Source organism: Pseudomonas sp. ICMP 8385, assembly GCF_002699915.1.
GTDB lineage: Bacteria > Pseudomonadota > Gammaproteobacteria > Pseudomonadales > Pseudomonadaceae > Aquipseudomonas > Aquipseudomonas gessardii.
The window spans coordinates 13,001-35,258 of record NZ_LKBY01000109.1 but is presented as its reverse complement, the minus strand read 5'-3'; the positions used below and the strand labels follow the sequence as shown (position 1 = coordinate 35,258).

General features: G+C 61.6%; 19 protein-coding genes. 8 read left to right on the top strand and 11 right to left on the bottom strand.

The window, feature by feature from the left end:
- Window positions 1-10: 10 nt before the first annotated feature.
- The 3 genes from AO268_RS19395 (at window position 11) to AO268_RS19385 (ending at window position 3,836) form a co-directional block, all read left to right on the top strand.
- Entirely contained in the window at window positions 11-889 is an 879-nt protein-coding gene (locus tag AO268_RS19395) for an endonuclease/exonuclease/phosphatase family protein (RefSeq protein ID WP_076963377.1), read from the top strand.
- Complete coding sequence (locus AO268_RS19390; RefSeq protein ID WP_099169550.1) at window positions 886-2,964, top strand: GGDEF domain-containing protein; 2,079 nt, start codon at window positions 886-888, stop codon at window positions 2,962-2,964. The genes AO268_RS19395 and AO268_RS19390 overlap by 4 nt, the downstream gene beginning before the upstream one ends.
- An 89-nt stretch (window positions 2,965-3,053) precedes the next feature.
- Window positions 3,054-3,836 (top strand): N-acetylmuramoyl-L-alanine amidase, encoded by a 783-nt coding sequence (locus AO268_RS19385; RefSeq protein WP_099169549.1) that lies wholly within the window; start codon window positions 3,054-3,056, stop codon window positions 3,834-3,836.
- Between the two features lie 17 nt (window positions 3,837-3,853).
- Here AO268_RS19385 and AO268_RS19380 read toward each other — a convergent pair whose 3' ends face one another.
- Together AO268_RS19380 and algB are read right to left on the bottom strand one after the other, a co-directional pair.
- Window positions 3,854-5,641, bottom strand: coding sequence for a KinB sensor domain-containing domain (locus tag AO268_RS19380; RefSeq protein ID WP_099169548.1), 1,788 nt, complete (start codon window positions 5,639-5,641; stop codon window positions 3,854-3,856).
- A gap of 10 nt (window positions 5,642-5,651) precedes the next feature.
- On the bottom strand, window positions 5,652-6,998 hold the full coding sequence (gene algB, locus AO268_RS19375) for a sigma-54-dependent response regulator transcription factor AlgB (RefSeq protein ID WP_076963381.1): 1,347 nt from the start codon (window positions 6,996-6,998) through the stop codon (window positions 5,652-5,654).
- A gap of 390 nt (window positions 6,999-7,388) precedes the next feature.
- Here algB and AO268_RS19370 point away from each other — a divergent pair, with 390 nt between their 5' ends.
- From AO268_RS19370 to AO268_RS19350, 5 genes are all read left to right on the top strand, one after another.
- Window positions 7,389-7,673: a hypothetical protein gene (locus tag AO268_RS19370; protein ID WP_076963382.1), complete on the top strand. Its 285-nt coding sequence runs from the start codon at window positions 7,389-7,391 to the stop codon at window positions 7,671-7,673.
- 66 nt (window positions 7,674-7,739) lie between these two features.
- Window positions 7,740-7,904: a DUF1328 domain-containing protein gene (locus AO268_RS19365; protein ID WP_003170804.1), complete on the top strand. Its 165-nt coding sequence runs from the start codon at window positions 7,740-7,742 to the stop codon at window positions 7,902-7,904.
- Window positions 7,905-7,906: 2 nt separating this feature from the next.
- Window positions 7,907-8,374, top strand: coding sequence for an inhibitor of vertebrate lysozyme family protein (locus AO268_RS19360; RefSeq protein WP_076963383.1), 468 nt, complete (start codon window positions 7,907-7,909; stop codon window positions 8,372-8,374).
- Window positions 8,375-8,887: 513 nt separating this feature from the next.
- Window positions 8,888-10,219 (top strand): glutamate/aspartate:proton symporter GltP, encoded by a 1,332-nt coding sequence (gene gltP, locus AO268_RS19355; RefSeq protein ID WP_057444842.1) that lies wholly within the window; start codon window positions 8,888-8,890, stop codon window positions 10,217-10,219.
- 95 nt (window positions 10,220-10,314) lie between these two features.
- Complete coding sequence (locus tag AO268_RS19350) at window positions 10,315-11,544, top strand: nucleoside recognition domain-containing protein (protein ID WP_076963384.1); 1,230 nt, start codon at window positions 10,315-10,317, stop codon at window positions 11,542-11,544.
- 92 nt (window positions 11,545-11,636) lie between these two features.
- Here AO268_RS19350 and AO268_RS19345 read toward each other — a convergent pair whose 3' ends face one another.
- From AO268_RS19345 to AO268_RS19300, 9 genes are all read right to left on the bottom strand, one after another.
- A complete protein-coding gene (locus AO268_RS19345; protein WP_099169547.1) occupies window positions 11,637-12,248 on the bottom strand; it encodes an ABC-type transport auxiliary lipoprotein family protein in 612 nt (203 codons plus the stop codon).
- Window positions 12,245-13,183 carry an MlaD family protein gene (locus tag AO268_RS19340; protein ID WP_076963386.1) on the bottom strand — a complete coding sequence of 313 codons (939 nt, stop codon included), beginning with the start codon at window positions 13,181-13,183 and terminating at the stop codon, window positions 12,245-12,247. The genes AO268_RS19345 and AO268_RS19340 overlap by 4 nt, the downstream gene beginning before the upstream one ends.
- A gap of 1 nt (window position 13,184) precedes the next feature.
- The gene (locus tag AO268_RS19335) at window positions 13,185-13,988 is read right to left on the bottom strand and encodes an ABC transporter ATP-binding protein (RefSeq protein WP_076963387.1); all 804 of its coding nucleotides are present in this window, start codon (window positions 13,986-13,988) and stop codon (window positions 13,185-13,187) included.
- Entirely contained in the window at window positions 13,985-15,133 is a 1,149-nt protein-coding gene (locus AO268_RS19330; protein WP_076963388.1) for an MlaE family ABC transporter permease, read from the bottom strand. The genes AO268_RS19335 and AO268_RS19330 overlap by 4 nt, the downstream gene beginning before the upstream one ends.
- A gap of 55 nt (window positions 15,134-15,188) precedes the next feature.
- On the bottom strand, window positions 15,189-16,220 hold the full coding sequence (locus AO268_RS19325) for a DUF5924 family protein (protein ID WP_076963389.1): 1,032 nt from the start codon (window positions 16,218-16,220) through the stop codon (window positions 15,189-15,191).
- 72 nt (window positions 16,221-16,292) lie between these two features.
- A complete protein-coding gene (locus tag AO268_RS19320) occupies window positions 16,293-17,675 on the bottom strand; it encodes a M16 family metallopeptidase (RefSeq protein WP_076963390.1) in 1,383 nt (460 codons plus the stop codon).
- 178 nt (window positions 17,676-17,853) lie between these two features.
- Entirely contained in the window at window positions 17,854-19,512 is a 1,659-nt protein-coding gene (locus AO268_RS19310) for a Na/Pi cotransporter family protein (protein ID WP_099169545.1), read from the bottom strand.
- Window positions 19,513-19,722: 210 nt separating this feature from the next.
- Window positions 19,723-20,490, bottom strand: coding sequence for a TerC family protein (locus tag AO268_RS19305; RefSeq protein ID WP_076963392.1), 768 nt, complete (start codon window positions 20,488-20,490; stop codon window positions 19,723-19,725).
- 67 nt (window positions 20,491-20,557) lie between these two features.
- Window positions 20,558-21,865, bottom strand: a complete 1,308-nt coding sequence (locus tag AO268_RS19300; RefSeq protein WP_076963393.1) for a CitMHS family transporter — start codon at window positions 21,863-21,865, stop codon at window positions 20,558-20,560.
- Window positions 21,866-22,258 lie beyond the last annotated feature (393 nt).

The following is a 22,258-nucleotide window of genomic DNA, read 5'->3' as shown; positions in this document are numbered from 1 at the left end:
GGGGCTCGCCATGCGTCGCTGGGGTACTGAACGGGTGGTTGGCCGGCACGATCCACAGGTCAATGAACACCACCTCGCGTCCACCGGCCTGCCGGCGGACAGCCGGCTGCGCTTGTTGAGCTTCAATATCCAGGTTGGCATCAGCACCGAGAAATATCGGCATTACCTGACCCGTGGCTGGCAGCACCTGCTGCCCCACAATGGTCGGGCCGACAATCTGCAGAAGATTGGCGACCTGCTGGGTGACTTCGACCTGGTGGCCCTGCAGGAGGCCGATGGTGGCAGCCTGCGTTCGGGCTACGTCAACCAGGTCGAACACCTGGCCCAGCTCGGTGCCTTTCCCTACTGGTATCAACAACTCAATCGCAACCTCGGGCGCTTGGGCCAGCACAGCAATGGCGTGCTCAGCCGCTTGAAGCCCTGGGTGATCGAAGACCATCCACTGCCGGGCCCGAAAGGGCGCGGGGCGATTCTCGTGCGGTTTGGCGAGGGCCCGGAGGCGCTGGTGGTGGTCATGATGCACCTGGCGCTGGGCGCGCGTACCCGGACCCTGCAATTGGCCTACATCCGTGAGCTGATCGGCGATTACAAACACCAGGTGCTGATGGGGGATATGAACACCCATGCCAGCGACCTGCTGCAGAACTCTCCGTTGCGCGACTTGGGGCTGCTGGCGCCGCAGGTCGAGGCTACGTTCCCCAGTTGGCGTCCGCAACGCTGCCTGGATCACATTCTGTTAAGCCCGACCCTGACGCTGGAAAGTGTGCAGGTGCTGGCCCAACCCATTTCCGATCACCTGCCGGTCGCGGTAGAGATTCGTCTGCCGGGTTCGCTCACGGTGGATGCATTACCCGCGTTGAGCCCTGGCCCCCGCGGACCCCTTGCATGAGCGACGACGCCCAGCGCTGGAAAGAAAAATACCTGTTAAGCATCGAGCAACAAGACAAGCTCGAACGCCGTTGGGCTGCGCGCCTCGACTTGCTGCGCCGTGGGCTGGTGCGCAGCACGCTGGCGGCCGAAGGCACGGACCGGGCTGTGGACCAGTGCATGAAAGAGATGCGCGATGTGGTGCGCACCGATGACATGGACGCCGCGCTCGCCGCCTTGTTGCCACGCCTGGAAAAGGCCGTGCTGGACTCCGAACAACGCCGTGAGACACGGGTTGATCAGATCAGCACCGCGCTGACCGCCCTGGTGGCGCAACTGCAGGCGCTGCCCTTGCCGCGGGAAGTCAGTCGCCCGCTCAAGAGCTTTGCCAAGCAGTTGGACAGCCGCGTCGGCCAGGCGCGGGAAATTCCCCTGCTGCTCAGCGAGTTGAGCGGCCTGCAAGGGCAGGCCCTGAGCAATCTTGAGTCGAATGACGAGCCGCGCCCAGGTTTGTTGCAGCGCCTGTTTGGTGCCAAGGAGGCGGAGGCTGACGTCGCGCCGGTTGAGCCCGCCGTTTCGCCGACTGCCCGGGAGGGTCCTGCGCTGGCAGCCGCTCCTGCGCCGCAGCCAGTGCCGCAGGCGCCGGAGGAAACGCCCGAGCTGGCCCAGGCCCTGCGTGCCTTTGCACCGCAAGTCCAGGCCCCGCCGCCGGCGGTGCCTGAGGCCGCACCTGCGCCGGTGCCCGTTGCACCCCGGGCGGATGTGGATGATCGCGTGGTAGCACTGCCCCAGGTTGCTGCTCCCCGCTTATCGACGGTCGAAATGCCCACGGTTGCAGCCCAGCCCCCGGAACTGCCCGAGCCGGTCGTGGTGAGCGCTACGCCGCTGCGTGAAAGCGCGGTCGCAGTGGCGGAGGTTGTGCCTCAGGCTTTGCCGCAGGTGCCGCAACCGACCGCAATCGGCAGCCTATCGTTGCCGCCTGTGCTGGATGACGAGGCGGCTGAAGTCGATCCCGAGGCGCTGTACGCCCTGCCTGATTCCCCAGAGCCTTCCTACAGCTCAGTTGCCAAGCACATTGAAGGCACCCTGCTCGGCCTGCTGAGCGACCTCGACCTGCCCGAGCATCACCGGCCCCAGGCTGAAGCCATGCGCGAACGCCTGGCCCACGGGCTGAACTGGTACGAATTGCTACCGATCCTCGATGACCTGGCGGTATTGATGCTGGCCATCACCGATAGCGGCCAGCACGAGTTTGAAGCCTATCTCAAGCGTCTCAACGAGCGGCTGGAGGCCTTCCAGAGCAATCTGCAGGCGGCCAGCGACGGGCACGCCGACAGCCGCAGCGCCGCGCGCGAGATGGATACGCAAATCCGTGAACAGATGGATGGCCTGCAAAGCAGTGTCCAGGAAGCATCCGATCTCGATGACCTCAAGCAAGTGCTGGAAAGTCATCTTGAGGGGCTGTTGGGCGCCATGGATGAGCATCAAAAGCAGCGTGACCAGCGTGAACATGAAGTCGCTGCGCGGTTGCAGGGGCTGGCCGAGCGGGTCGTGAGCATGGAGCAGGAGGCCCAGGGTTATCGTGACCACCTTGAGGTCCAGCGCCAAAAAGCGCTGATCGACCCGCTTACCGGCTTGCCCAATCGTGCGGCCTGGAGCGAGCGCCTGGAGTATGAGGTCAATACCTGGCACCAACAGGGCAACAGCTTGTCACTGGCGATGCTGGACCTCGATCATTTCAAGCGCATCAATGACAGCTACGGCCATCTGGCGGGCGACAAGGTGCTGAAGATCATTGCCAATGTGTTGAGCAAGCACCTGCGGCCGACGGATTTCATCGCGCGCTTCGGGGGGGAGGAATTTGTGCTGCTGATGCCGGATTCGGCGCTGGGCGATGCGCTGGAGCTTGGCGAGCACCTGCGGACGGCCATTGAAGCGTGCCCGTTTCACTTCAAGGGGGAGCGGGTGACCATCACCATGTCCATCGGCATGGCGCAGTTCCAGCCCGGCGAGCGCAGCGACCTGGCACTCAAGCGCGCCGACGAAGCCTTGTACCGGGCCAAGGCGGCAGGACGCAACCAGGTACAGGCGGCCTGAAAAGTTGTTCCATTTTGTAAGCTGGCCGCTGACCGGCAAATGGTACGTTACACTGTTGCATTATTGTCTTTAGCGTACTGTCTGTTGCCATGAAATTTCTAGTTATTGCTCTTGTGTTGCTCACGCTCGGCGGCTGTGCGAGTGGGCCGCGGCTGGATACCAGCCACCCGTCGGCGAACTTCGACAATCGCGTGCAGTTTGTCGTCCTGCACTACACCGCTACCAACCTTCAAGGGTCGCTGGCGCTATTGACCAAAGGCCAGGTCAGCAGCCACTACCTGATTGGCGATGACGCCAGTGCGACCATCTATAAGCTGGTGGATGAAGGCAAGCGCGCCTGGCATGCCGGGGAAAGTGAATGGATGGGGCGTACCTGGCTCAACTCCAGCTCCATTGGTATCGAGATCGTCAACCCGGGCTACCGCGATACACCCACCGGGCGTGTCTGGTATCCGTACTCCGAAGCGCAGGTCCGCTCCCTGGTGGCCTTGCTCAAGGACATCAGCCAGCGCAACCGGATCAACCCAAAGTTCATTATCGGTCATAGCGATATTGCCCCCGGTCGCAAACTTGATCCGGGTCCACTGTTCCCGTGGAAGCGCCTGGCGGATGAAGGCCTGGGGATCTGGCCCGAGGCCCAGGCGGTCGCGCGGTATCAGGCGCAGTACGCTGCTCAGCTACCGAGCATCACCTGGTTCCAGGAAGCATTGACACGCTTGGGGTATGCCACGCCGCAGACCGGCGAGCTGGATGTGGCAACGCGGCGTGTGCTTGCCGCCTTCCAGATGCGCTTCCGGCCGGCGCTGTTCGATGGCACGCCGGATGCGCAAAGCGCAGCCATATTGCAGGCACTGAACGAGCGCAAGCGCTAGGCTACTTGCAGCTGCATCTATAACGGCAACGCCATATAGAACTGCGTGCCCTGCCCCGGCCGGGAATAGACCCCCATGCGGCCACCGTGCAACTGTACGATCTCCTTGCACAGCGCCAGCCCCAGGCCGGCGCCGCCTTTCTTGCGGCCCACCTGCACAAAAGGCTCGAAAATCCTGCCCTGCTGGCCGTAGGCGATGCCTTCGCCGTTGTCCTCGACGCTGATGATCAGCCGTTCGCCATGGCGCCGCGCCTGTAGGCGAATCTGCCCGCCGTCGCTGGTATGGCGCAGGGCATTGCCGAGTAGATTGTCGAGGACCCGTTCCAATTGCGCCTGGTCGGCATGCAGCCTGGGCAGTTGCGCTTGTGCTTCTATCACCAGGTCGATGTTTTGCGCATTCGCCAGCTCGGCAAAACGGGAGCGGGCATGTTCAAGCAGGTTGTTGATGTCGCACGGCGCCAGGGTGAGCTTTTGCAGGCCGTTCTGGTAGCGGGAAAAGTTCAGCAGGTCATTGATCAGTTGCATCAAGCGCTGCATTTCTTCGTTGACCGTGTTCAACAGGTCGGCTTCGCGGGACTCTGGGGGGAATTTCGCCCGTTCCTGGAACAGACCGAATGCCATGTGCATGCCAGTGACCGGCGTACGCAGTTCATGGGAGGCACGCAGCACGAACTCACTACGCACCCGCTCGAAGGCGCGTTGCTCGGTCACGTCATGCAGCACCATCACGGCGCCGAGAATATGCCCCTGATGGTGGCTGACGGGCGTCATGCTGTAGGTCAACAGGCGCGATTCGCCTTCGACCTCTACTTCCAGATCGTCCGGTGCACGTTCCAGGTTGCCGCCGCGCAGTACCAGATGCAGTTGCTCATCCATCTCGGGGCGTTGCAGTGCTTCACCCAGGCCCTGCCCCAGGCGGGTCTCGTTCCAGCCCAACTGGCGCTGGGCGACCGGGTTGAAGTGTTCCAGGCGCCCTTGGCGGTCGATCATCAGCAAGCCGTCGTCGATACTGTCGAGCACTGCCTGCAAGCGTTGCTGGCCGGCGAGCAGTTCGTCGACATTGGTCGCCTGATGCTGGCGCAAGGCTTCGGCCATGATGCCAAAGCGCCGGGTCAACTGATTCATTTCTGCTGCCGAGGAAATCGGCAGGGTGACATCAAAGTTGCCTTGGCCGATTTTGTCGGCCGCCTTGGCCAGGGCTTCGATCGGCCCGCCAAAACGCCGGGCGATACCATGGGCGGTGATGAAGCCGATAATCAGTACCGCCAGGCCCACCAGGCCGAGCAGGCCGGCGATCCACAGGGCACGTTCGCGAGACTGGCGTTCGGTGTCATTGATGTTTTCCAGTGCGCCCTTGTGTTCGCTGATCAGCCCGTTGCGCAAGACGTTGAAACTGGCCGTGATTTTTTCGTTATTGCGCAGGGACGCAGGCGTGTGTTCGTTTTCTTCAAATGCTTCCAGGAACGTCAGGTAATTAGCCTTGGCCTGAGTGAAACCTCCGATCTTGGCGACACTCATTTCATGGCTGATGCCTTGGTCCAACAGCTTGAAATACTGTTGCTTGGACGCCTCCAGCGCGAGCGGGTCCGGTGTGTCGTTGAGCATCATGATCAACTGGTCGCCCAGGGTCTGGCGCAGCTTGAGCCCCAGGTCCAGGGTAATGAAGTTGCTGCGGATCAAGGATTCCTGGGTCTTGGCCATTTGCATGACACTCACCAGCCCCAGCAGCAACCCGAGCAGGGCCACGGTGATCAGCGCAGAAATGCTCAGGAACAGCCGCGTGCGCAGTTTCATCGCCAGCTTCATAAGGTGCAGCTCACAGGTTGTATTGCTTGCGTTTGCGATACAGCGTCGACGCGTCGATGCCCAGGGTCTTGGCCGCTTGGTCCAGGGTGTCGCTGGTGGCCAGTACGGCGCCAATATGGGCCTTTTCCAGCTCATCCAGGCTCAACGCCGCACCAATGCGCGGTGAGTTGTTGGCCGGTTGCTCGGCCATCCCCAGGTGACTGATTTCGACCTTTTCCTGGGCGCAGATGATGCTGGCGCGTTCCACCACGTTGCGCAGTTCGCGGATATTGCCGGGCCAGCGGTAGTTGAGCAGCGCTTCGCGGGCGTCATCGCTGAAGCCGCGTGCCGGTCGCGCGTATTCTTTGACGAAGCGCGCCAGGAAGCGGTCGGCGAGGGTCAGGATATCCTCGCTGCGCTCGCGCAAGGGCGGCAGGTGCAAGGTGATGACGTTCAGTCGATACAGTAAGTCTTCGCGAAAACGCCCGTCGCGCACCATGTCTTCCAGGTTCAGGTTGGTCGCCGCCAGGATGCGTACATCGGCGCGCCGGGTGACCGGGTCGCCGACACGTTCATATTCCTTATCCTGGATAAAACGCAGCAACTTGGGTTGCAATGTCAGGGGAAAATCGCCGATCTCGTCAAGAAACAAGGTGCCGCCGTCCGCCTGGTTGACCCGACCGAGGGTGCTTTCGCTGGCGCCGGTAAAGGCCCCGCGGCTGTGGCCGAACAACTCGCTTTCCATCAGTTCGGCGGTCAGGGACGGGCAGTTGATGGTGACGCAGGATTTTTTCGCCCTTTTGCTCCAGCCGTGAATCGCCCGGGCCAATTCACCTTTACCTGTGCCGGATTCGCCGAGGATCAGGATATTGGCATCGGTGCCGGCCACTTGGCGGGCCGTCTCCAGCACCACCATCATCGAGGGGCTATGGGAGTCGAGGCCATCCTTGGGCTGGCGCACTGCGCCTTCCAGCGCTTCCAGGCGGGCCGACAGCTGGCGCACTTCCAGTTGCTTGGCGGTGGCCAGGCGCAGTTGGTCCGGGCTGCAGGGCTTGACCAGGTAATCGGCCGCGCCGGCCTGGATCGCATCCACGGCCGTATCGACCGCCGAGTGGGCGGTGACGATCACCACGCGCATCCACGGCGCCTGGATACGCATCTGCGCCAGCACATCCAGGCCGTTGTCCTCGCCCAGGCGCAGGTCCAGGAAGCACAGGTCGAACACCTGGCGTTGCAACAGGGCATCGGCCTGGGCCGCGCTGTTGGCGGTGGCTACGGTATAGCCTTCATCTTCCAGGCAGTAGCGGAAGGTGCGCAGGATTGCGGACTCGTCGTCCACTAAAAGAATGCGGCCTTGAAGTTCCTTGGCTGATTCCATCTGTCCCGCGCTCCTAAAAATGATTGATCTTGGTTAGTCCCGGAATAATCGGGCAAGTTGCATGGTTTATTCTGATTGATTGAAAGCCTTATCGCGCAGCTATCTACGACCCTTCCTACTTATGCGCGTGTGCAGTGCGTTTTCGACCTTTCTTGATGCTTCGCCAGTCCTACAGCCCCTTCTGATTCCATAAGCCGAGCCCTGACCATCGTGCATTTCGCACGGTGAGGATAGGCGCATCGTGCAGGATGCTGTTGGGAAGAAACTCTTTGATCTTATAACGCACTGATTTTATTGATTTTTATTTGATTAAAAAACTGGCATGCACTCTGCAATACCTCTCCTACAAGCGTGATCAACGAACAAAACAACATGCGGGAGAGATTCAGGATGACTCGCCAAAGCCTCAAGCCATTGCGTGTATCGCCACTGCGCCTTCAACAGGGGCTGTTTGCCAGCCTCGCCTTGATGGTGACCTTGATCGGTGGTCAGCAATTACAGGTTTGGCAGCAGAGCCAGCAGTCGGCCCCGCAGTTCGAGCGCGCCCACATGACGCAGACCCATTTCCGTTCCGTTGGCAGCCACAGCGCTGACGTGACAGCCCCACGCATGATGGCGGTCGAACAGGACATTGCCCTGTATGACGAACCGGTCCAGGAACGCTGGGTGTTCTAGGCACGAACCTGCCGCCCCTGGGGGGCGACATAGCAGTCCTCTTAGAGACGTAAAAGGAGAATCACCATGTTGAGTTGGGCAATCACATTTCTGATCATTGCCATTGTGGCTGCAGTCCTGGGCTTCGGTGGTATCGCGGGCACCGCCACGGGTATCGCCAAGATTCTCTTTGTCGTCTTCCTGGTGATGTTCATCGCTTCTTTCTTCTTTGGCCGTCGTGGTCGAGGCTGAACATGTCCAACTTGTCTCTCAAAACCCTTGCTGCCGCCCTGCTGTTGGGCGGTAGTGGCTTGGCCATGGCCGCCAATGACGGCCAGGCGCGGGCCAATGAGCTGCTCAATGCCGACCCGCAGTATCGGGAAACCTGGCAAGGTGTGGTCAAGAAGGAAGAGCGCTTGCCTGAATGGGTGATCAACCTTTCGGGCACGTCTGAACAAATGAATGCCGTGACGGAAGACAGTGACGGGTATTTGGTAGGCCCGCTGTGTGAAACGGCTGATACCTGCCTGAATAAACGCCTGATCGTTGCTTTCAGCCTGGATAAGGAGGACGCCTACGCAATGTTGGTCGAAGTACCTGCCGGGCTGCCCGCCGATAAGTCGCCGACCCGGCACGCCAGTTACCGCTTCATCGGCAAGCCGGATGAAGGCATGCAGAAGCTGCTGATGGAACAACTCAAGAAAGACCCGAATTGGTACTAGGCCTGTGTGCACCGCCGGGTAACGGCGGTGCATGACCGATCGGCGCTTATGCCGCACATAGCTGAAAAATTCCCTTCTGCCTCATCCCAACCGTTTCACAGTGTTACTGCACGACCATCTATCGAGAAAGTTTGCCCTCGGCCAGACTGGTTTTTTAAGGGTATGCCTAGGAATTATCACGAGTTTTTCCCGCCCGGCAAAAAAACCGAAAATCCCTGAGCGAGCCTGAAATGGCCGGTTCACGGCATGTATGCCTGACAAAATGTCGCATTCAAACTGACCAAACAGACAATTTTCTTTGCAAAAACCCATGCCGATTCGGCATAGGGTAGGCGTTTACGGCATTAGACTATGCCCCCACGCATCGGAATAGTTGCGCCTTTTTTCGCTTGCCAGTAAGCCATATCGGCCATCTGCGGTGACCTTCAATGGAGGCTGATGCTCACACTTTTTCGCTCCCGGGCGTTCCAGCTGGCGCATCTGCCTGAGTCCACTTGAAACAAGGGTAATGACATGAAGAAGGCAAAATTAAGCCTCGCCTGGCAGATCCTCATCGGTCTGGTACTAGGGATTGCAATCGGTGCTGTACTCAACCACTTCAGTGCCGAAAAGGCCTGGTGGATCAGCAACGTATTGCAGCCGGCGGGCGATATCTTTATCCGCCTGATCAAGATGATCGTGATCCCGATCGTGATTTCGTCGCTGATTGTCGGAATCGCTGGTGTGGGGGATGCGAAAAAGCTCGGTCGGATCGGTGTAAAGACCATTGTCTACTTTGAAGTGGTCACGACCATTGCGATTGTGGTCGGTCTGCTGCTGGCTAACCTGTTCCACCCCGGTGCCGGGATCGACATGAGCACCCTGGGCACCGTGGATATCTCCAAGTACCAGGCGACCGCCGCCGAGGTGCAGCATGAACATGCGTTCATCGAGACCATCCTCAACCTGATCCCGTCGAACATCTTTGCCGCCGTGGCCCGTGGCGAGATGCTGCCGATCATCTTCTTCTCCGTGCTGTTCGGCCTGGGCTTGTCGAGCCTCAAGCCAGACCTGCGCGAGCCCCTGGTAACGATGTTCCAGGGCGTGTCCGAGAGCATGTTCAAAGTCACCCACATGATCATGAAGTACGCCCCTATCGGCGTATTCGCCCTGATCGCCGTGACCGTGGCCAACTTCGGCTTCGCCTCGCTGCTGCCGTTGGCCAAGCTGGTGATCCTGGTCTACGTCGCCATCCTGTTCTTCGCCTTTGTGATTCTTGGCCTGATCGCCCGCCTGTTTGGCTTCTCGGTGATCAAGCTGATGCGCATCTTCAAGGATGAGCTGGTACTGGCCTACTCCACCGCCAGCTCCGAGACCGTGCTGCCACGGGTGATCGAGAAGATGGAAGCCTACGGTGCGCCGAAAGCCATCTGCAGCTTTGTGGTGCCGACCGGTTACTCGTTCAACCTTGACGGTTCGACCCTGTACCAGAGCATTGCGGCGATCTTTATTGCCCAGCTGTATGGCATCGACCTGTCGGTTGGCCAGCAACTGATGCTGGTACTGACCCTGATGGTCACCTCCAAAGGTATCGCCGGCGTGCCGGGCGTGTCCTTCGTGGTCCTGCTGGCGACCCTGGGCAGTGTGGGCATCCCATTGGAAGGCCTGGCCTTCATCGCCGGTGTCGACCGCATCATGGACATGGCGCGTACCGCCCTGAACGTGATCGGCAACGCCCTGGCCGTGTTGGTCATCGCGCGTTGGGAAGGCATGTACGACGATGCCAAGGGCGAGCGCTACTGGAACTCCCTGCCGCACTGGCGGACCAAGACCGCGCTGCCGGCTGGCGAGACCAGCCAGGGCTGATCCCTGCTTGATACGCACAAACCCCGGTAAATCCGGGGTTTGTCGTTTCTGCCAGCCCCGCTATCATTCGCCACATATTTAAAGGGGTGTGACTGATGCTCAATGGCCTGTGGCTTGGCTTCTTTGTCGTGGCAATGGTCTCGGCGCTGGCGCAATGGCTGGTGGGGGGCAATGCCGGGATCTTTGCGGCGATGGTGGAGAGTATCTTCGCCATGGCCAAACTGTCGGTGGAAGTGATGGTGCTGCTGTTCGGCACCTTGACCCTGTGGCTGGGCTTTTTGCGTATCGCCGAGAAGGCCGGGATTGTCGAGTGGTTGGCCAAGGCCCTGGGCCCGCTGTTCCTGCGGCTGATGCCGGAAGTGCCGGCCGGTCACCCGGCCATCGGCCTGATCACCCTCAACTTTGCCGCCAACGGCCTGGGCCTGGATAACGCGGCGACGCCGATCGGCCTCAAGGCCATGAAGGCGCTGCAAGAGCTCAACCCAATCCCCAACACCGCGACCAACGCGCAGATCCTGTTCCTGGTGCTCAACGCGTCCTCCCTGACCCTGCTGCCGGTGACGATCTTTATGTACCGCGCCCAGCAAGGCGCGCCTGACCCGACCCTGGTGTTCCTGCCGATCCTGCTGGCCACCAGCGCCTCGACCCTGGTGGGCCTGCTGTCGGTGGCGCTGATGCAGCGCCTGCGCCTGTGGGACCCGGTGGTGCTGGCGTACCTGATCCCCGGTGCACTGGTGCTGGGCGGCTTCATGGCTTTGCTGGCCACTCTGTCGGCCACGGCCCTGGCGGGCTTGTCCTCGATCCTCGGCAACCTCACGCTGTTTGGCCTGATCATGCTGTTCTTGCTGATCGGCGCGTTGCGCAAGGTCAAGGTCTACGAAGCGTTTGTCGAAGGCGCCAAAGAGGGCTTCGACGTCGCCAAGAACCTGCTGCCGTACCTGGTGGCGATGCTGTGTGCAGTTGGCGTACTGCGCGCCTCCGGGGCGCTGGAGTTTGGCCTCGAAGGGATTCGCCACCTGGTGGCCTGGACCGGCCTGGACACGCGCTTTGTCGACGCCTTGCCCACGGCGATGGTCAAGCCCTTCTCCGGCAGCGCGGCGCGGGCGATGCTGATCGAGACCATGCAGACCCAAGGCGTGGACAGCTTCGCGGCGCTGGTGGCGGCGACGATCCAGGGCAGTACCGAGACCACCTTCTATGTGCTGGCGGTGTACTTTGGCTCGGTGGGCATCCAGCGGGCGCGGCATGCGGTGGGGTGTGCGTTGCTGGCGGAGCTGGCGGGTGTGGTGGCGGCGATTGCGGTTTGCTACTGGTTCTTTGGCTAAGCTTCAGACCGCTATCGCAGGCAAGCCAGCTCCCACATTTTGATGTGTGAACACCGTCAAATGTGGGAGCGGGCTTGCTCGCGATAGGGCCCTCAGCGTTTCGGCGCTGCATTGCCCTGCGCCACCACCCAATCCACCACCTGCTTGTTCAACTGATCCCCCGCCAACCCAAACCCGGCCACCACCGCCGGCACCTGGGTATCACTCACCGGCTGGCGCACTTCAAAGCGCTTGGCCGCCACGATCCGCTGGTCACTGCCGCGCACCAGTCGCGCGTCCAGGCGTATCACCACCTCCACTGCCCCGCCCCGGTACTCGCTCTGGAAGGCCTGCAACTGCCCGCCCAGCTCGAAATCCGCCTGCAGGTTGGTGTCATCGGTGCTCAGGAACGCCACCCGGCCATCACGCTGGAAGCCGTCCAGCAGACGGTTGCGCAGCAGCACCGGCGCCGGATCGCTCCAGCGCGACTGGGCATAGCTGCTGATCAAGTCGCCCTGGGGCACTACGGCAATGCGCGGGCTGTCGAGGAATTCACTGGCCTGTGGCTTGGCCAGGCGCAATGACCAGGTGCCCGGGCTGCCATGGGTTGTGGCCTGGGCTGCCGGCAGCCGATAGACGTTGGACGGGTCGGCCTTGGGCAGGATCGAGCAGGCGCTGACCAGGGCCAGGGCCACCGGCAGGATCATTTGGTAAGCACGCTTCATGGCGTGAACTCCTTGTTCTTGTCACTGCCCAGCAGATACCCGCTGGGGTTGGCTTCCAGACGACGGGAAATGGCCCGCAAGGAGCCGAGGGTATCGCGCAGTTCGCGCACGGCCGGCGCCAGTTCATTAAGGCCCTGCATGCCGCTGTTGAGTGAGTCTTTGTTGTCGCTCAACAGGTTGTTGATGGTCGCGGTACTTTGCTCCAGGGCGTGCATGGCCCCTTGCGCACTGCCGAACATCTGCTTGCCCTGGTCGTTGAGCAGGCCGTTGGCGTTGCGCATCAGTGCGGTGGTCTGCTCCAGGGTAGCACCGGCCTGTTTGCTGACCTGGGCCAGTTGCTGCATCACCACTTTGATATCGCCTCGTTGCTCGGCGATGGCCCCGGTGGTTTGTTCCAGGTGGGCCAGGGTGCTGCTCAGGCGGTCGACGTTATCGGGCGAGAACATGCGATTGGCGTTGTGCAGCAGCAGATTGATGCTGGTCATCAAGTCGTTGCTGTTGTTCAGCAAGCGGGCAATGGGCGATGGTGAGGCGGTGATCTGCGGCAGTTCGCCGTTCTTGCCCTTGAGCTCGGGGCTTTGTGGGGTGCCGCCGCTGAGCTGGATGATCGAGGTGCCGGTGATGCCGGTCAGCGCCAGCTTGGCCTGGGTGTCTTCCTTGATCGGTGTCTGCCCGGCCAGGCGGATACGCGCCAGTACGCGGCGCGGGTCTTTCGGGTCCAGGCGCAGGCTGGTGACATCGCCCACCTTGATCCCGCTGTACTGCACCGCGCTGCCCTGGGACAGGCCGCTGACCGCTTCGTTGAAGATCACTTCGTAATCCTGGAACGCGCTGTCGACGCTGGACTTGGCCAGCCACAGGCCAAACAGCATGGCGCCGACCACGACGAGCACGCTGAACAGACCGATCATCACATGATGGGCTCGGGTTTCCATGTCATACCTCGTTGAGCTGTTGAGCGGCATCCAATGCCGCGCGGCCCCGGGGGCCATGAAAGTATTCGTGAATCCAGGCGTCGTTCGTTTGCGAGACAACATCGATGGCACCCGCCACCAGTACCTTTTTCTGCGCCAGCACCGCCACGCGGTCGGTGATGGTGTAGAGCGTGTCGAGGTCATGGGTGATCAGCAGCACACTCAGGCCCAAGGCATCGCGCAGGGTCAGGATCAGTTGGTCGAACGCCGCCGCCCCGATGGGATCGAGGCCGGCGGTCGGTTCATCGAGAAACAGAATGTCCGGGTCCAGGGCCAGGGCGCGGGCCAGGGCCGCACGCTTGATCATCCCGCCCGACAGTGACGACGGGTATTTGTCGGCCGCCGACAACGGCAGCCCGGCCAGGGCCAGCTTCACCGCCGCCAGGTGCTCGGCATCGGCGCGGCTCAGGCCGGCATGTTCGATCAGTGGCAGGGCGACGTTTTCCGTGACCGTTAGCGAGGAAAACAGCGCGCCCTTCTGGAACAGCACGCCGAAGCGGCGTTCCACCAGGGAGCGTTCGTGCTCCGACAGGCTCGGCAGGTTCTGCCCGAACACCCGCACCTGGCCTTCACTGGGCCGGCGCAGGCCGATGATGCTGCGCAGCAGCACCGACTTGCCGCTGCCCGAACCGCCCACCACGGCGAGAATTTCGCCCTTGTACAGATCCAGGTCGAGGTTTTCATGCACGCTCTGCGGGCCAAAGCGGTTGCACAGGCCACGCACCTCAATCACCGCCGCGCTGGGCGCTCGCTGTAAACGGCTCACCAGCCCATCTCCATAAAGAACAGTGCGGCCACCGCGTCGAGCACGATCACCACGAAAATCGATTGCACCACCGCGGAGGTGGTGTGGGCACCGACCGATTCGGCGCTGCCGCTGACCTTGAAGCCTTCCAGGCAGCCAATGGCGGCGATCAGGAACGCGAAGATCGGCGCCTTGACCAGGCCCACCAGCAAATGCTCGACGCCGATATCCGACTGCAACAGCGAGAGGAACATCGCCGGCGAAATATCCAGGGCCACGGCGCACACCACACCGCCGCCGATAATCCCCGAGATCATGGCGAGGAAGGTCAGCATCGGCAACGCCACCAGCAACGCAAGGACACGGGGCAACACCAGCAACTCCATGGGGTCCAGGCCCAGGGTGCGGATGGCGTCGATTTCTTCGTTGGCCTTCATCGAGCCGATCTGTGCGGTGAAGGCACTGGCGGTGCGGCCGGCCATCAGGATCGCGGTGAGCAGGACGCCAAACTCCCGTAGGAAGGAAAACGCCACCAGGTCCACGGTAAAAATACTCGCGCCGAAACTTTCCAGCACCGTGGCGCCGAGAAACGCGACCACGGCGCCCACCAGAAAGGTCAGCAAGGCGACGATGGGCGCGGCATCGAGCCCGGTCTGTTCGATATGCGCCACCATCGGCGTCAGGCGCCAGCGCTTGGGCCGGAACATGCCGCGGGCGAGGGTTTCGAGGATCAGGCCGATAAAGCCCAGCAGCTGCATGGCATCTTGCCAGACGGTATCCACCGCGCCGCCGATGCGCGCCAGCAGTTGGATGCCGGCGCTTTCCTGCGGTTCTTTGACCGGCACACAAAAATCATTCAGGGCGCGGTAGACGGTCTTGAGCAGCGCCCGGTCGGCGGCGGGCAGAGTACAGTCGGTTTGTTCGGCGCTGTGCTCGATGCGCTCGGGGCCGAGCAGTTCGACCAGCAGCGAGGCGCCGGCGGTGTCCAGTGCGCCGAGGCCATTGAGGTCGACGCGGGTGTTGGCGTCGTACTGGCCGTCGAGGCTCGCGGACAACCGCTGGAGGGTGCTGTAGTGGGCCAGCGTCCAGTCCCCGGTGACCCGCAGTTGGGGCGGCTGGGTGGACGCGTCCAGATGGGCATTGCCTGCCGTTGTGCTACTGGTCATAAGCTCCGAGCTTGTTTGGCTATTCCACAATTGCTATGTAATAGCACGATCTGTCCTACTTTGGCGTGTCCGTTTGCGCTGTGTCAGTGACTTTAAAGCGCAACACGCCGATCACCTGGCCGTCTTCGGTCAGCACCCGCACCTGCCAGCGGCCCACGGCATTCGCCGGGAAGTTCTGCTTGTGGGTCCAGGCCCGGTAGCCTTCCTTGCGCCCGCCATGGATATCCAGGGCGATGCGGTCGACCTCTTTGCCGTTGAACTGCCACACATGGTAGATGCGTTCGTCCAGCCCGCGCGGTGCGTTGATCGCGGTGTAGGCGTACAGGCCGCTGCTGCGCAGTTGGCTGGCGCTGACTTCCTTGAGGTCATCGCCGGGGGTGCGGTCCTGCATTTGAGTGCTGATCGCCACTTCGGTCATCCACAGCGTGGCCGGCGGCACCCAGCTGCGCAGGAACCAGCCCGCGCAACCAATCGTCACCGTCACGCCCAGTAGCATCAGCCAACCCTTGAGGCTGCGCAGCGGCAGGCTCACGGCCAGGCTGGGGATCGACAACAGCATCGCCACGCCCAGCGCCAGCTTGTAGCTCTGGGCGGTGGTCAGGTGCAGGATGATCGGCAGCGCGGTGAGCAAGGCGGCAAACAGGGTCAGGGTGTGCAGGGCGAGGAACAGCCAGCGCTTGGGCGCGAGCCATTTGTAGTACAGCGGGTCGGTGATTGAGATGAGCGCGGCGGCGCCCAGCAGGCCGGTGAAAATCGACTGGCTGCTGTTCCAGGTGGTGGTGACAAAAAAGAACGGCAGGACAAAGAACAGGCTTTCCTGGTGGATCATCTGTGTGGCGTAGCGCAGCAACGGTTCGGGGATTTCCCGCTTGAAGACCTTGCTGAACAACTGGGTGAAGCTGTTTTCCAGCATCAGCCACAACCAGCTCACCAGCAGGACGATGGCGATCCAGCTGGCCATGCCTTGTTGGCGGTCCACCAGGATAAAGCTGCCCACGCCCGAGATAAAACCGCCGAGTGCGATCACCCCTGGGTAGCGCTTCATCAGTTCGAGGATGCGCTGTATGAAAAGGGTCAGGTTTGGCATTCGACGGTTCGCAGTCTTTGTAGGAAAAAATCCCAGACAGAATAACGTCTTAGCGCTTTGAGTGGCGTGTGATTACGCAATTGCTTTGCGATAACGGCGCACGCCAAGCCAGCCAATGATGATTAGCCCCAGCGCGCCCGCGCTGATCCAGCTCAGGGCATCGTAACTGAGCAGCGGTTTTTCGATGCGCCAGTAGCCGGGCTGGTTGAACAGTTGGCGCATGGCCTGGTTGGCCTGCGCCAGGCTCACGGCCTTGATGCGTTTGGCCGGGTCGCTGAAACGGCCATCGGTGTAGTCGGCCAAGGCGCCCCAATAGTAGTCGGCCAGGGCGCTATTGCCCTGCACGGCCCAGGCCTGGCGGTCGATGGCGGCGTGTTGCAGGCGGTTAAAGGTGGCCCGGTCAAGGCCATCTTCAAGTAACGTGGCCTTGAGGCTTTCGAGGACGTGTTCGGCTTCGGGCAGGCGGTCGCGGTCCAGGTCGGCGTTGAGGCTCATGAAACCCACGCCGCCCAGCACTTCGCGCTCGCTCCACGGGCCGTAGGACAGGCCATGCTGCAGGCGTAACTGGCGATACAGCGCCCAATCCAGATAATCCTTGAGCAGGTCGTAGGTGGCGTCGTGCTGGTCGTCCAGCATCGGCTCGGGGAACAGCCAGTGCAGTTTGGCGCCGTCGCCGACCCAGCCACGGATCAGGTCGCGATGGCTGGCGGCGGTGCCCTGGATTTGCGGTAAGAGGCGATGCTCGCTGGGGTCTACCGGCTCGAGCTGGCCATAGGTACGTTCCAGATAGGCCGGTAGCAGTTTGTCGAGATCGCCGACGATGATCAGGGTCATGTTGTTGGGGGCGTACCAGTCCTGGCGCACTTTCTCCAGTTGGGCACGGGTCAGGTAGCCGGCTTCGGCGCGCTCGGCGCATTTGAGACCCAGTTCCACCGCCAGTTGGTGGCTGGCGTTATGGCCCAGGTCTTGGCGATCCAACAGGCGTTGCAGGTGCGAATAGTGACCGCCGTCTTCGCGTTCGACCACTTGCTTGGCGGCGTTGATCGCGGCATCGCTCAGTTCGGTACGGGTCAGGATCGCCTTGAGCAGGTCCAGCACCTTGCGCTGGTTGCGCGCCGGGGCCTCGATGACGAAGGTGGTGTCGGCATTGCTGGTGTAGGCGTTCCACTCCCCGCCCAGGGCCTGCATCTGTTCTTCCAGCGCGCCTTCGCCGCCGCCGTCGATGCCGCTGAACAGCAGGTGTTCGAGCAGGTGCGGCAGTTCCTTGTCGGCGCAGCTGAAGTCATCCAGGCCCACGCCCACCACCAGGCGGATCGCCACATGCCCGCGTTCGGTGCCCGGCTTGAGCAGCACCTGCAGGCCGTTGGGCAGCATATAGCCTTCGACCTGCAGGCGATCAAAGGCAAAGGCGTGGGACGAGCCCAGGAGCAGGCAGGCGAGTAACAGGCGACGCATAACGGGGTTCCTGGCGAGTAATAACGGCTGAAACTGGCTTTTTGTGGGAGCGGGCTTGCCCGCGATGGGGGAGTGTCAGTCAACTGTTTTATCAACTGACCCACCGCAATCGCGGGCAAGCCCGCTCCCACTTTGGTTGGGCGGTGTTTTTAACTGACTCCCCAGGTGGGCGGTTCGTTCAGGGCGAATGGGTGATGTCGGCAATATTGTCCGTGGCCAGCGCGCCGGTTTCGCAGGTTTCCAACACGACATAAGCACTGCTGCAAAACAACGAGTTCAGGCGTTTCATGTCGGCAATCAATTCCAGGTGCAGGGAACTGGTCTCGATGCTTTGCACGATCTTGCGTTGCAGGCGGCTGACGTGGGCGTGGGCCAGGCGCCGTTCCTGGGCACGGAAGCGGCGCTTCTCGCGCAGGAGTTGGCGGGCGCTTTCCGGGTCGGCGCTGAGGAATACCGACAGGCCCAGGCGCAGGTTGGCGATCAGTTGGCTGTGCAGGTCGACCAGTTCTTCCAGCCCGACTTCGGAAAACGAGCGACGCTGGGAGGTTTTCTGCTGCTGGACCTTGCGCAGCATGCGCTCGATCAAGTCGCCGGCCAGCTTCAGGTTGATCGACAGCTCGATGATTTCGGCCCAGCGCCGGCTGTCGTGCTCACTGAGGTCTTCCCGGGGCATTTGCGCCAGGTACAGCTTGATCGCGCTGTACAGCGCTTCGACATCATCGCTGAGGCTGCGCATTTGCTGGGTGATGGCGGTCTGTTTGCCGCGCAGCACTTCCAGCATGGCGCTCAGCATATTGTCGATCAGGTCGCCCAGGCGCAGGGTCTCCCGCGCGGCGTTGGCCAGGGCCAGACTCGGGGTGGTCAGCGCCGTGGGGTCGAGATGGCGGGGCTTGGCCAGGCCATTAGCCTCCGGGCGTTCCGGCAGCAGCCAGGCGCACAGGCGTGCCATGGGCCCGATGGTGGGCAGCAGGATCAGGCAGCGGGTGACGTTGTAGAGCAGGTGAAAGGTGATGACCATGCCCTGGGCGCTGTAGTCCAGGGTGTCCATCCACTGCACCAGTGGGTCAAGAACAGGGATGATCAGCAACAGGCCGATCAGCTTGTACAGCAGGCTGCCCAGGGCCACCTGGCGGCCGGCGGCGTTTTGCATGCTGGTGCTGAGGAAGGCCAGCACGCCGCTGCCGATATTGGCCCCGATCACCAGGCCGATGGCCACATGCAGGCCAATCACCCCGGCACCGGCCAGGGTCGCGGTCAGCAGCACGGCGGCCAGGCTGGAGTAGGAGATCATCGCAAACAGCGCGCCCACCAGGGCATCGAGCAGGATGTCGCCGGTCAGCGAGGCAAACAGGACTTTGACGCCCTGGGCATGGGTAATCGGCCCGGCGGCTTCGACGATCAGTTGCAGCGCAAGAATGATCAGCCCCAGGCCGATGCCGACCCGGCCCATCTGCCCGGCGCGTGTCTGTTTGCGCGACAGAAAGAAGATCACCCCGAGAAAGATCAGCAGCGGCGACAGCCACGAAAGATCCAGGGTCAGTACCCGCGCCATCAGCGCCGTACCGACGTCGGCGCCGAGCATGGTCGCCAGGGCGGGCATGAGCCCCATCAGGCCCTGGCCGACAAACGAGGTCACCAGCATCGCCGTGGCGTTGCTGCTTTGCACCATGGCGGTCACCAGGATCCCGGCAATGAACGCCAGCCAGCTCCTGGCCATGTTCTGCCCGATGACTTGGCGCAGGTTGGAACCGTAGACCCGCAGGATGCCGGTACGGACGATGTGCGTGCCCCAGATCAGCAGGGTCACCGCAGAAAGAAGATTGAGCAGGGTCAGCATGCTCGGCCCCCTGTATTGAGTCGTGCTCGATGTAGAGCAAAAAGTGCCGCGTGCCGTTTTGTGTTGTGTACTTAAGCTGTAGTTGGCGAACGGCCTGTGCGCCAGCATCGCATAGCTAAAGTCGGCTTTGAAACAAAACTGTCATGAAATCAGCTTTTTGCGGGCGAAAAAAAGGGGGCTCATAAGAGCCCCCATTCGGTCACTTCGGGTTTATTGACCCGGAATGTCCTTGCGCAGTTTGACTGGATCCTGCTGCTTTTTCTTCTTCGCGACGGCGGTACGCATCTTGATGTTGAACGCTTCTACCGCCAGGGAGAACGCCATGGCGAAGTACACGTAGCCTTTTGGCACATGCACATCGAAGGATTCGGCGATCAGCACGGTACCTACGACCAGCAGGAACGACAGCGCGAGCATTTTCAGCGACGGGTGTTTGTCGATGAACTCGCTGATGGTGCCGGCAGCCAGCATCATCACCAGTACCGCAACGATGATCGCGGCGACCATGACCGGTACGTGGGACACCATACCCACGGCGGTAATCACCGAGTCCAGGGAGAACACGATGTCGATGATGGCGATCTGGATGATGGTGTAGATGAACTTGCCACCCTTGCCTGTCGGCTCGTCGTGGGTTTCGTCTTCACCTTCCAGAGCGTGGTACATCTCCTGGGAGCTTTTCCACAGCAGGAACAGGCCACCGAAGAACAGGATCAGGTCGCGACCGGAAATACCTTGGCCGGCAACGGTGAACAAATCGGCGGTCAGTTGCATGACCCAGGTGATCGACAGCAGCAACAGGATCCGGGTGATCATGGCCAGGGCCAGGCCGAAGATCCGGGTGCGCGCCTGCATATGCTTGGGCATGCGGCTGACCAGGATCGAAATCATGATGATGTTATCGATGCCCAGGACGATCTCGAGAGCCGTCAAGGTGAAGAAGGCAATCCAGATCTCTGGATTGGTCAGCCATTCCATATGTGTTCCTTTGTGCGAGTGTTAGACCGCGCCGGGGGGGGGAGGCCGGCGCAGTGAGTTGTTACGATTATAGAGTGCTGAACAGCGGGAATGTGCCCAACAGCAATGCGGCAACCATTATGCACAGGCACACCAAGACTGCCCACTTCAGGGTGAAGCGTTGGTGGTCGCCAAATTCGATACCGGCCAGGGCTACCAGCAGGTAAGTCGATGGCACCAGCGGGCTGAGCAAGTGTACCGGCTGGCCAACAATCGAGGCCCGGCCCATTTCTGCGGCGGTGATGCCGTAGTGGCTGGCGGCTTCGGCCAATACTGGCAGTACGCCGTAGTAGAACGCATCGTTGGACATGAAGAAGGTGAACGGCATGCTCACCAGCGCGGTGATCACCGCCAGGTAAGGGCCCAGGGCCTCGGGGATGACTGCCAGCAGGCTCTTGGACATGGCGTCGACCATGCCGGTACCCGACAGGATGCCGGTGAAGATGCCGGCGGCAAAAATCAGGCCGACCACGGCCAGCACGCTGCCCGAGTGGGCGGCAATGCGGTCTTTTTGCTGCTGCAGGCATGGGTAGTTGACGATCATCGCGATACTGAAGGCCACCATGAACAGCACGGGCAGTGGCAGCAGGCCGGCGATCAGGGTGCACATCAGGGTCAGGGTCAGGGCGCCGTTGAACCAGATCAGTTTCGGGCGACGGGCATCCGGGAACTGCGAGACGCTGATTTCGCTATGGTCGATTTCATCGCCTTGCAGGTGCAGCACGCCCAGACGAGCACGCTCGCGCAGGCCGTACATATAGGCAATCACCAGGATCGCCACCACGCCGGCGGCCATGGCCGGGATCATCGGTACGAAAATGTCCGAGGGGTCCACGTGCAGCGCACTGGCGGCACGGGCGGTCGGGCCGCCCCAGGGCGTCATGTTCATTACGCCACCGGCGAGGATGATCAGGCCGGCCATGATCCGTGGGCTCATGCCAATGCGGTTGTACAGCGGCAGCATGGCGGCCACGCAGATCATGTAGGTGGTGGCGCCGTCACCGTCCAGGGACACCACCAGCGCCAGCACGGCCGTACCGACCGAGACTTTCAGCGGGTCGCCCTTGACCAGCTTGAGGATCTTGCGCACGGCCGGGTCGAACAGGCCGGAGTCGATCATCAAGGCAAAGTAGAGGATGGCAAACATCAGCATCACGCCGGTGGGCGCCAGCTTGGTGATGCCTTCGAGCATCATCGGGCCGATCTTCGGCGCAAAGCCACCGAACAGTGCGAACAGGATCGGCACGATGATCAGGGCGATCAGCGCCGACAGGCGCTTGGTCATGATCAGGAACATGAACGTGATGACCATGGCAAAGCCAAGGAAAGTCAGCATAGGAATACTCCAGGCGTAGCGCGGCTAGGGAATGGCGAACCGGGTGGGGTCAGCGCAGAACGAAAAGCGCGAGGCGTACGGGGGGAGTGGGGGGAAACAGGCGGGTACGAACGGACATCAGAATCACCATTGTTGTTGTTAATTGGGCCCCCGGGCATAAAAACGCTCAGGTTGGCCAACCGGTCTATTGCCGGTAGTGAGGGCGATCCTAATCGCGAAAGCTTTCAGCCAGCTTTCGCTGGGTAAACAGGTGATGAACAGATGTTTCGTAGGATTGGTCTGTTTTTGATGTCTGAAACAAGTGGTTAGGCGTGAGGGCGCTATCGCGGGCAGCCCGGCTCCCACATTTGATCGCATTTCAAGTGTGGGAGCGGCGGTGCGACGACTCGACTT

Bases quoted from the DNA above. Each gene is read 5' to 3' on its own strand.
- AO268_RS19370 (WP_076963382.1), top strand. From the start codon at position 7,389: ATGACTCGCCAAAGCCTCAAGCCATTGCGTGTATCGCCACTGCGCCTT.
- AO268_RS19325 (WP_076963389.1), bottom strand. From the start codon at position 16,220: ATGCCAAACCTGACCCTTTTCATACAGCGCATCCTCGAACTGATGAAG.
- AO268_RS19360 (WP_076963383.1), top strand. From the start codon at position 7,907: ATGTCCAACTTGTCTCTCAAAACCCTTGCTGCCGCCCTGCTGTTGGGC.
- AO268_RS19395 (WP_076963377.1), top strand. From the start codon at position 11: ATGCGTCGCTGGGGTACTGAACGGGTGGTTGGCCGGCACGATCCACAG.
- AO268_RS19385 (WP_099169549.1), top strand. From the start codon at position 3,054: ATGAAATTTCTAGTTATTGCTCTTGTGTTGCTCACGCTCGGCGGCTGT.
- AO268_RS19390 (WP_099169550.1), top strand. From the start codon at position 886: ATGAGCGACGACGCCCAGCGCTGGAAAGAAAAATACCTGTTAAGCATC.
- AO268_RS19320 (WP_076963390.1), bottom strand. From the start codon at position 17,675: ATGCGTCGCCTGTTACTCGCCTGCCTGCTCCTGGGCTCGTCCCACGCC.
- AO268_RS19365 (WP_003170804.1), top strand. From the start codon at position 7,740: ATGTTGAGTTGGGCAATCACATTTCTGATCATTGCCATTGTGGCTGCA.
- AO268_RS19380 (WP_099169548.1), bottom strand. From the start codon at position 5,641: ATGAAGCTGGCGATGAAACTGCGCACGCGGCTGTTCCTGAGCATTTCT.
- AO268_RS19345 (WP_099169547.1), bottom strand. From the start codon at position 12,248: ATGAAGCGTGCTTACCAAATGATCCTGCCGGTGGCCCTGGCCCTGGTC.
- gltP (WP_057444842.1), top strand. From the start codon at position 8,888: ATGAAGAAGGCAAAATTAAGCCTCGCCTGGCAGATCCTCATCGGTCTG.
- AO268_RS19330 (WP_076963388.1), bottom strand. From the start codon at position 15,133: ATGACCAGTAGCACAACGGCAGGCAATGCCCATCTGGACGCGTCCACC.
- AO268_RS19305 (WP_076963392.1), bottom strand. From the start codon at position 20,490: ATGGAATGGCTGACCAATCCAGAGATCTGGATTGCCTTCTTCACCTTG.
- AO268_RS19340 (WP_076963386.1), bottom strand. From the start codon at position 13,183: ATGGAAACCCGAGCCCATCATGTGATGATCGGTCTGTTCAGCGTGCTC.
- AO268_RS19310 (WP_099169545.1), bottom strand. From the start codon at position 19,512: ATGCTGACCCTGCTCAATCTTCTTTCTGCGGTGACCCTGCTGATCTGG.
- AO268_RS19300 (WP_076963393.1), bottom strand. From the start codon at position 21,865: ATGCTGACTTTCCTTGGCTTTGCCATGGTCATCACGTTCATGTTCCTG.
- algB (WP_076963381.1), bottom strand. From the start codon at position 6,998: ATGGAATCAGCCAAGGAACTTCAAGGCCGCATTCTTTTAGTGGACGAC.
- AO268_RS19350 (WP_076963384.1), top strand. From the start codon at position 10,315: ATGCTCAATGGCCTGTGGCTTGGCTTCTTTGTCGTGGCAATGGTCTCG.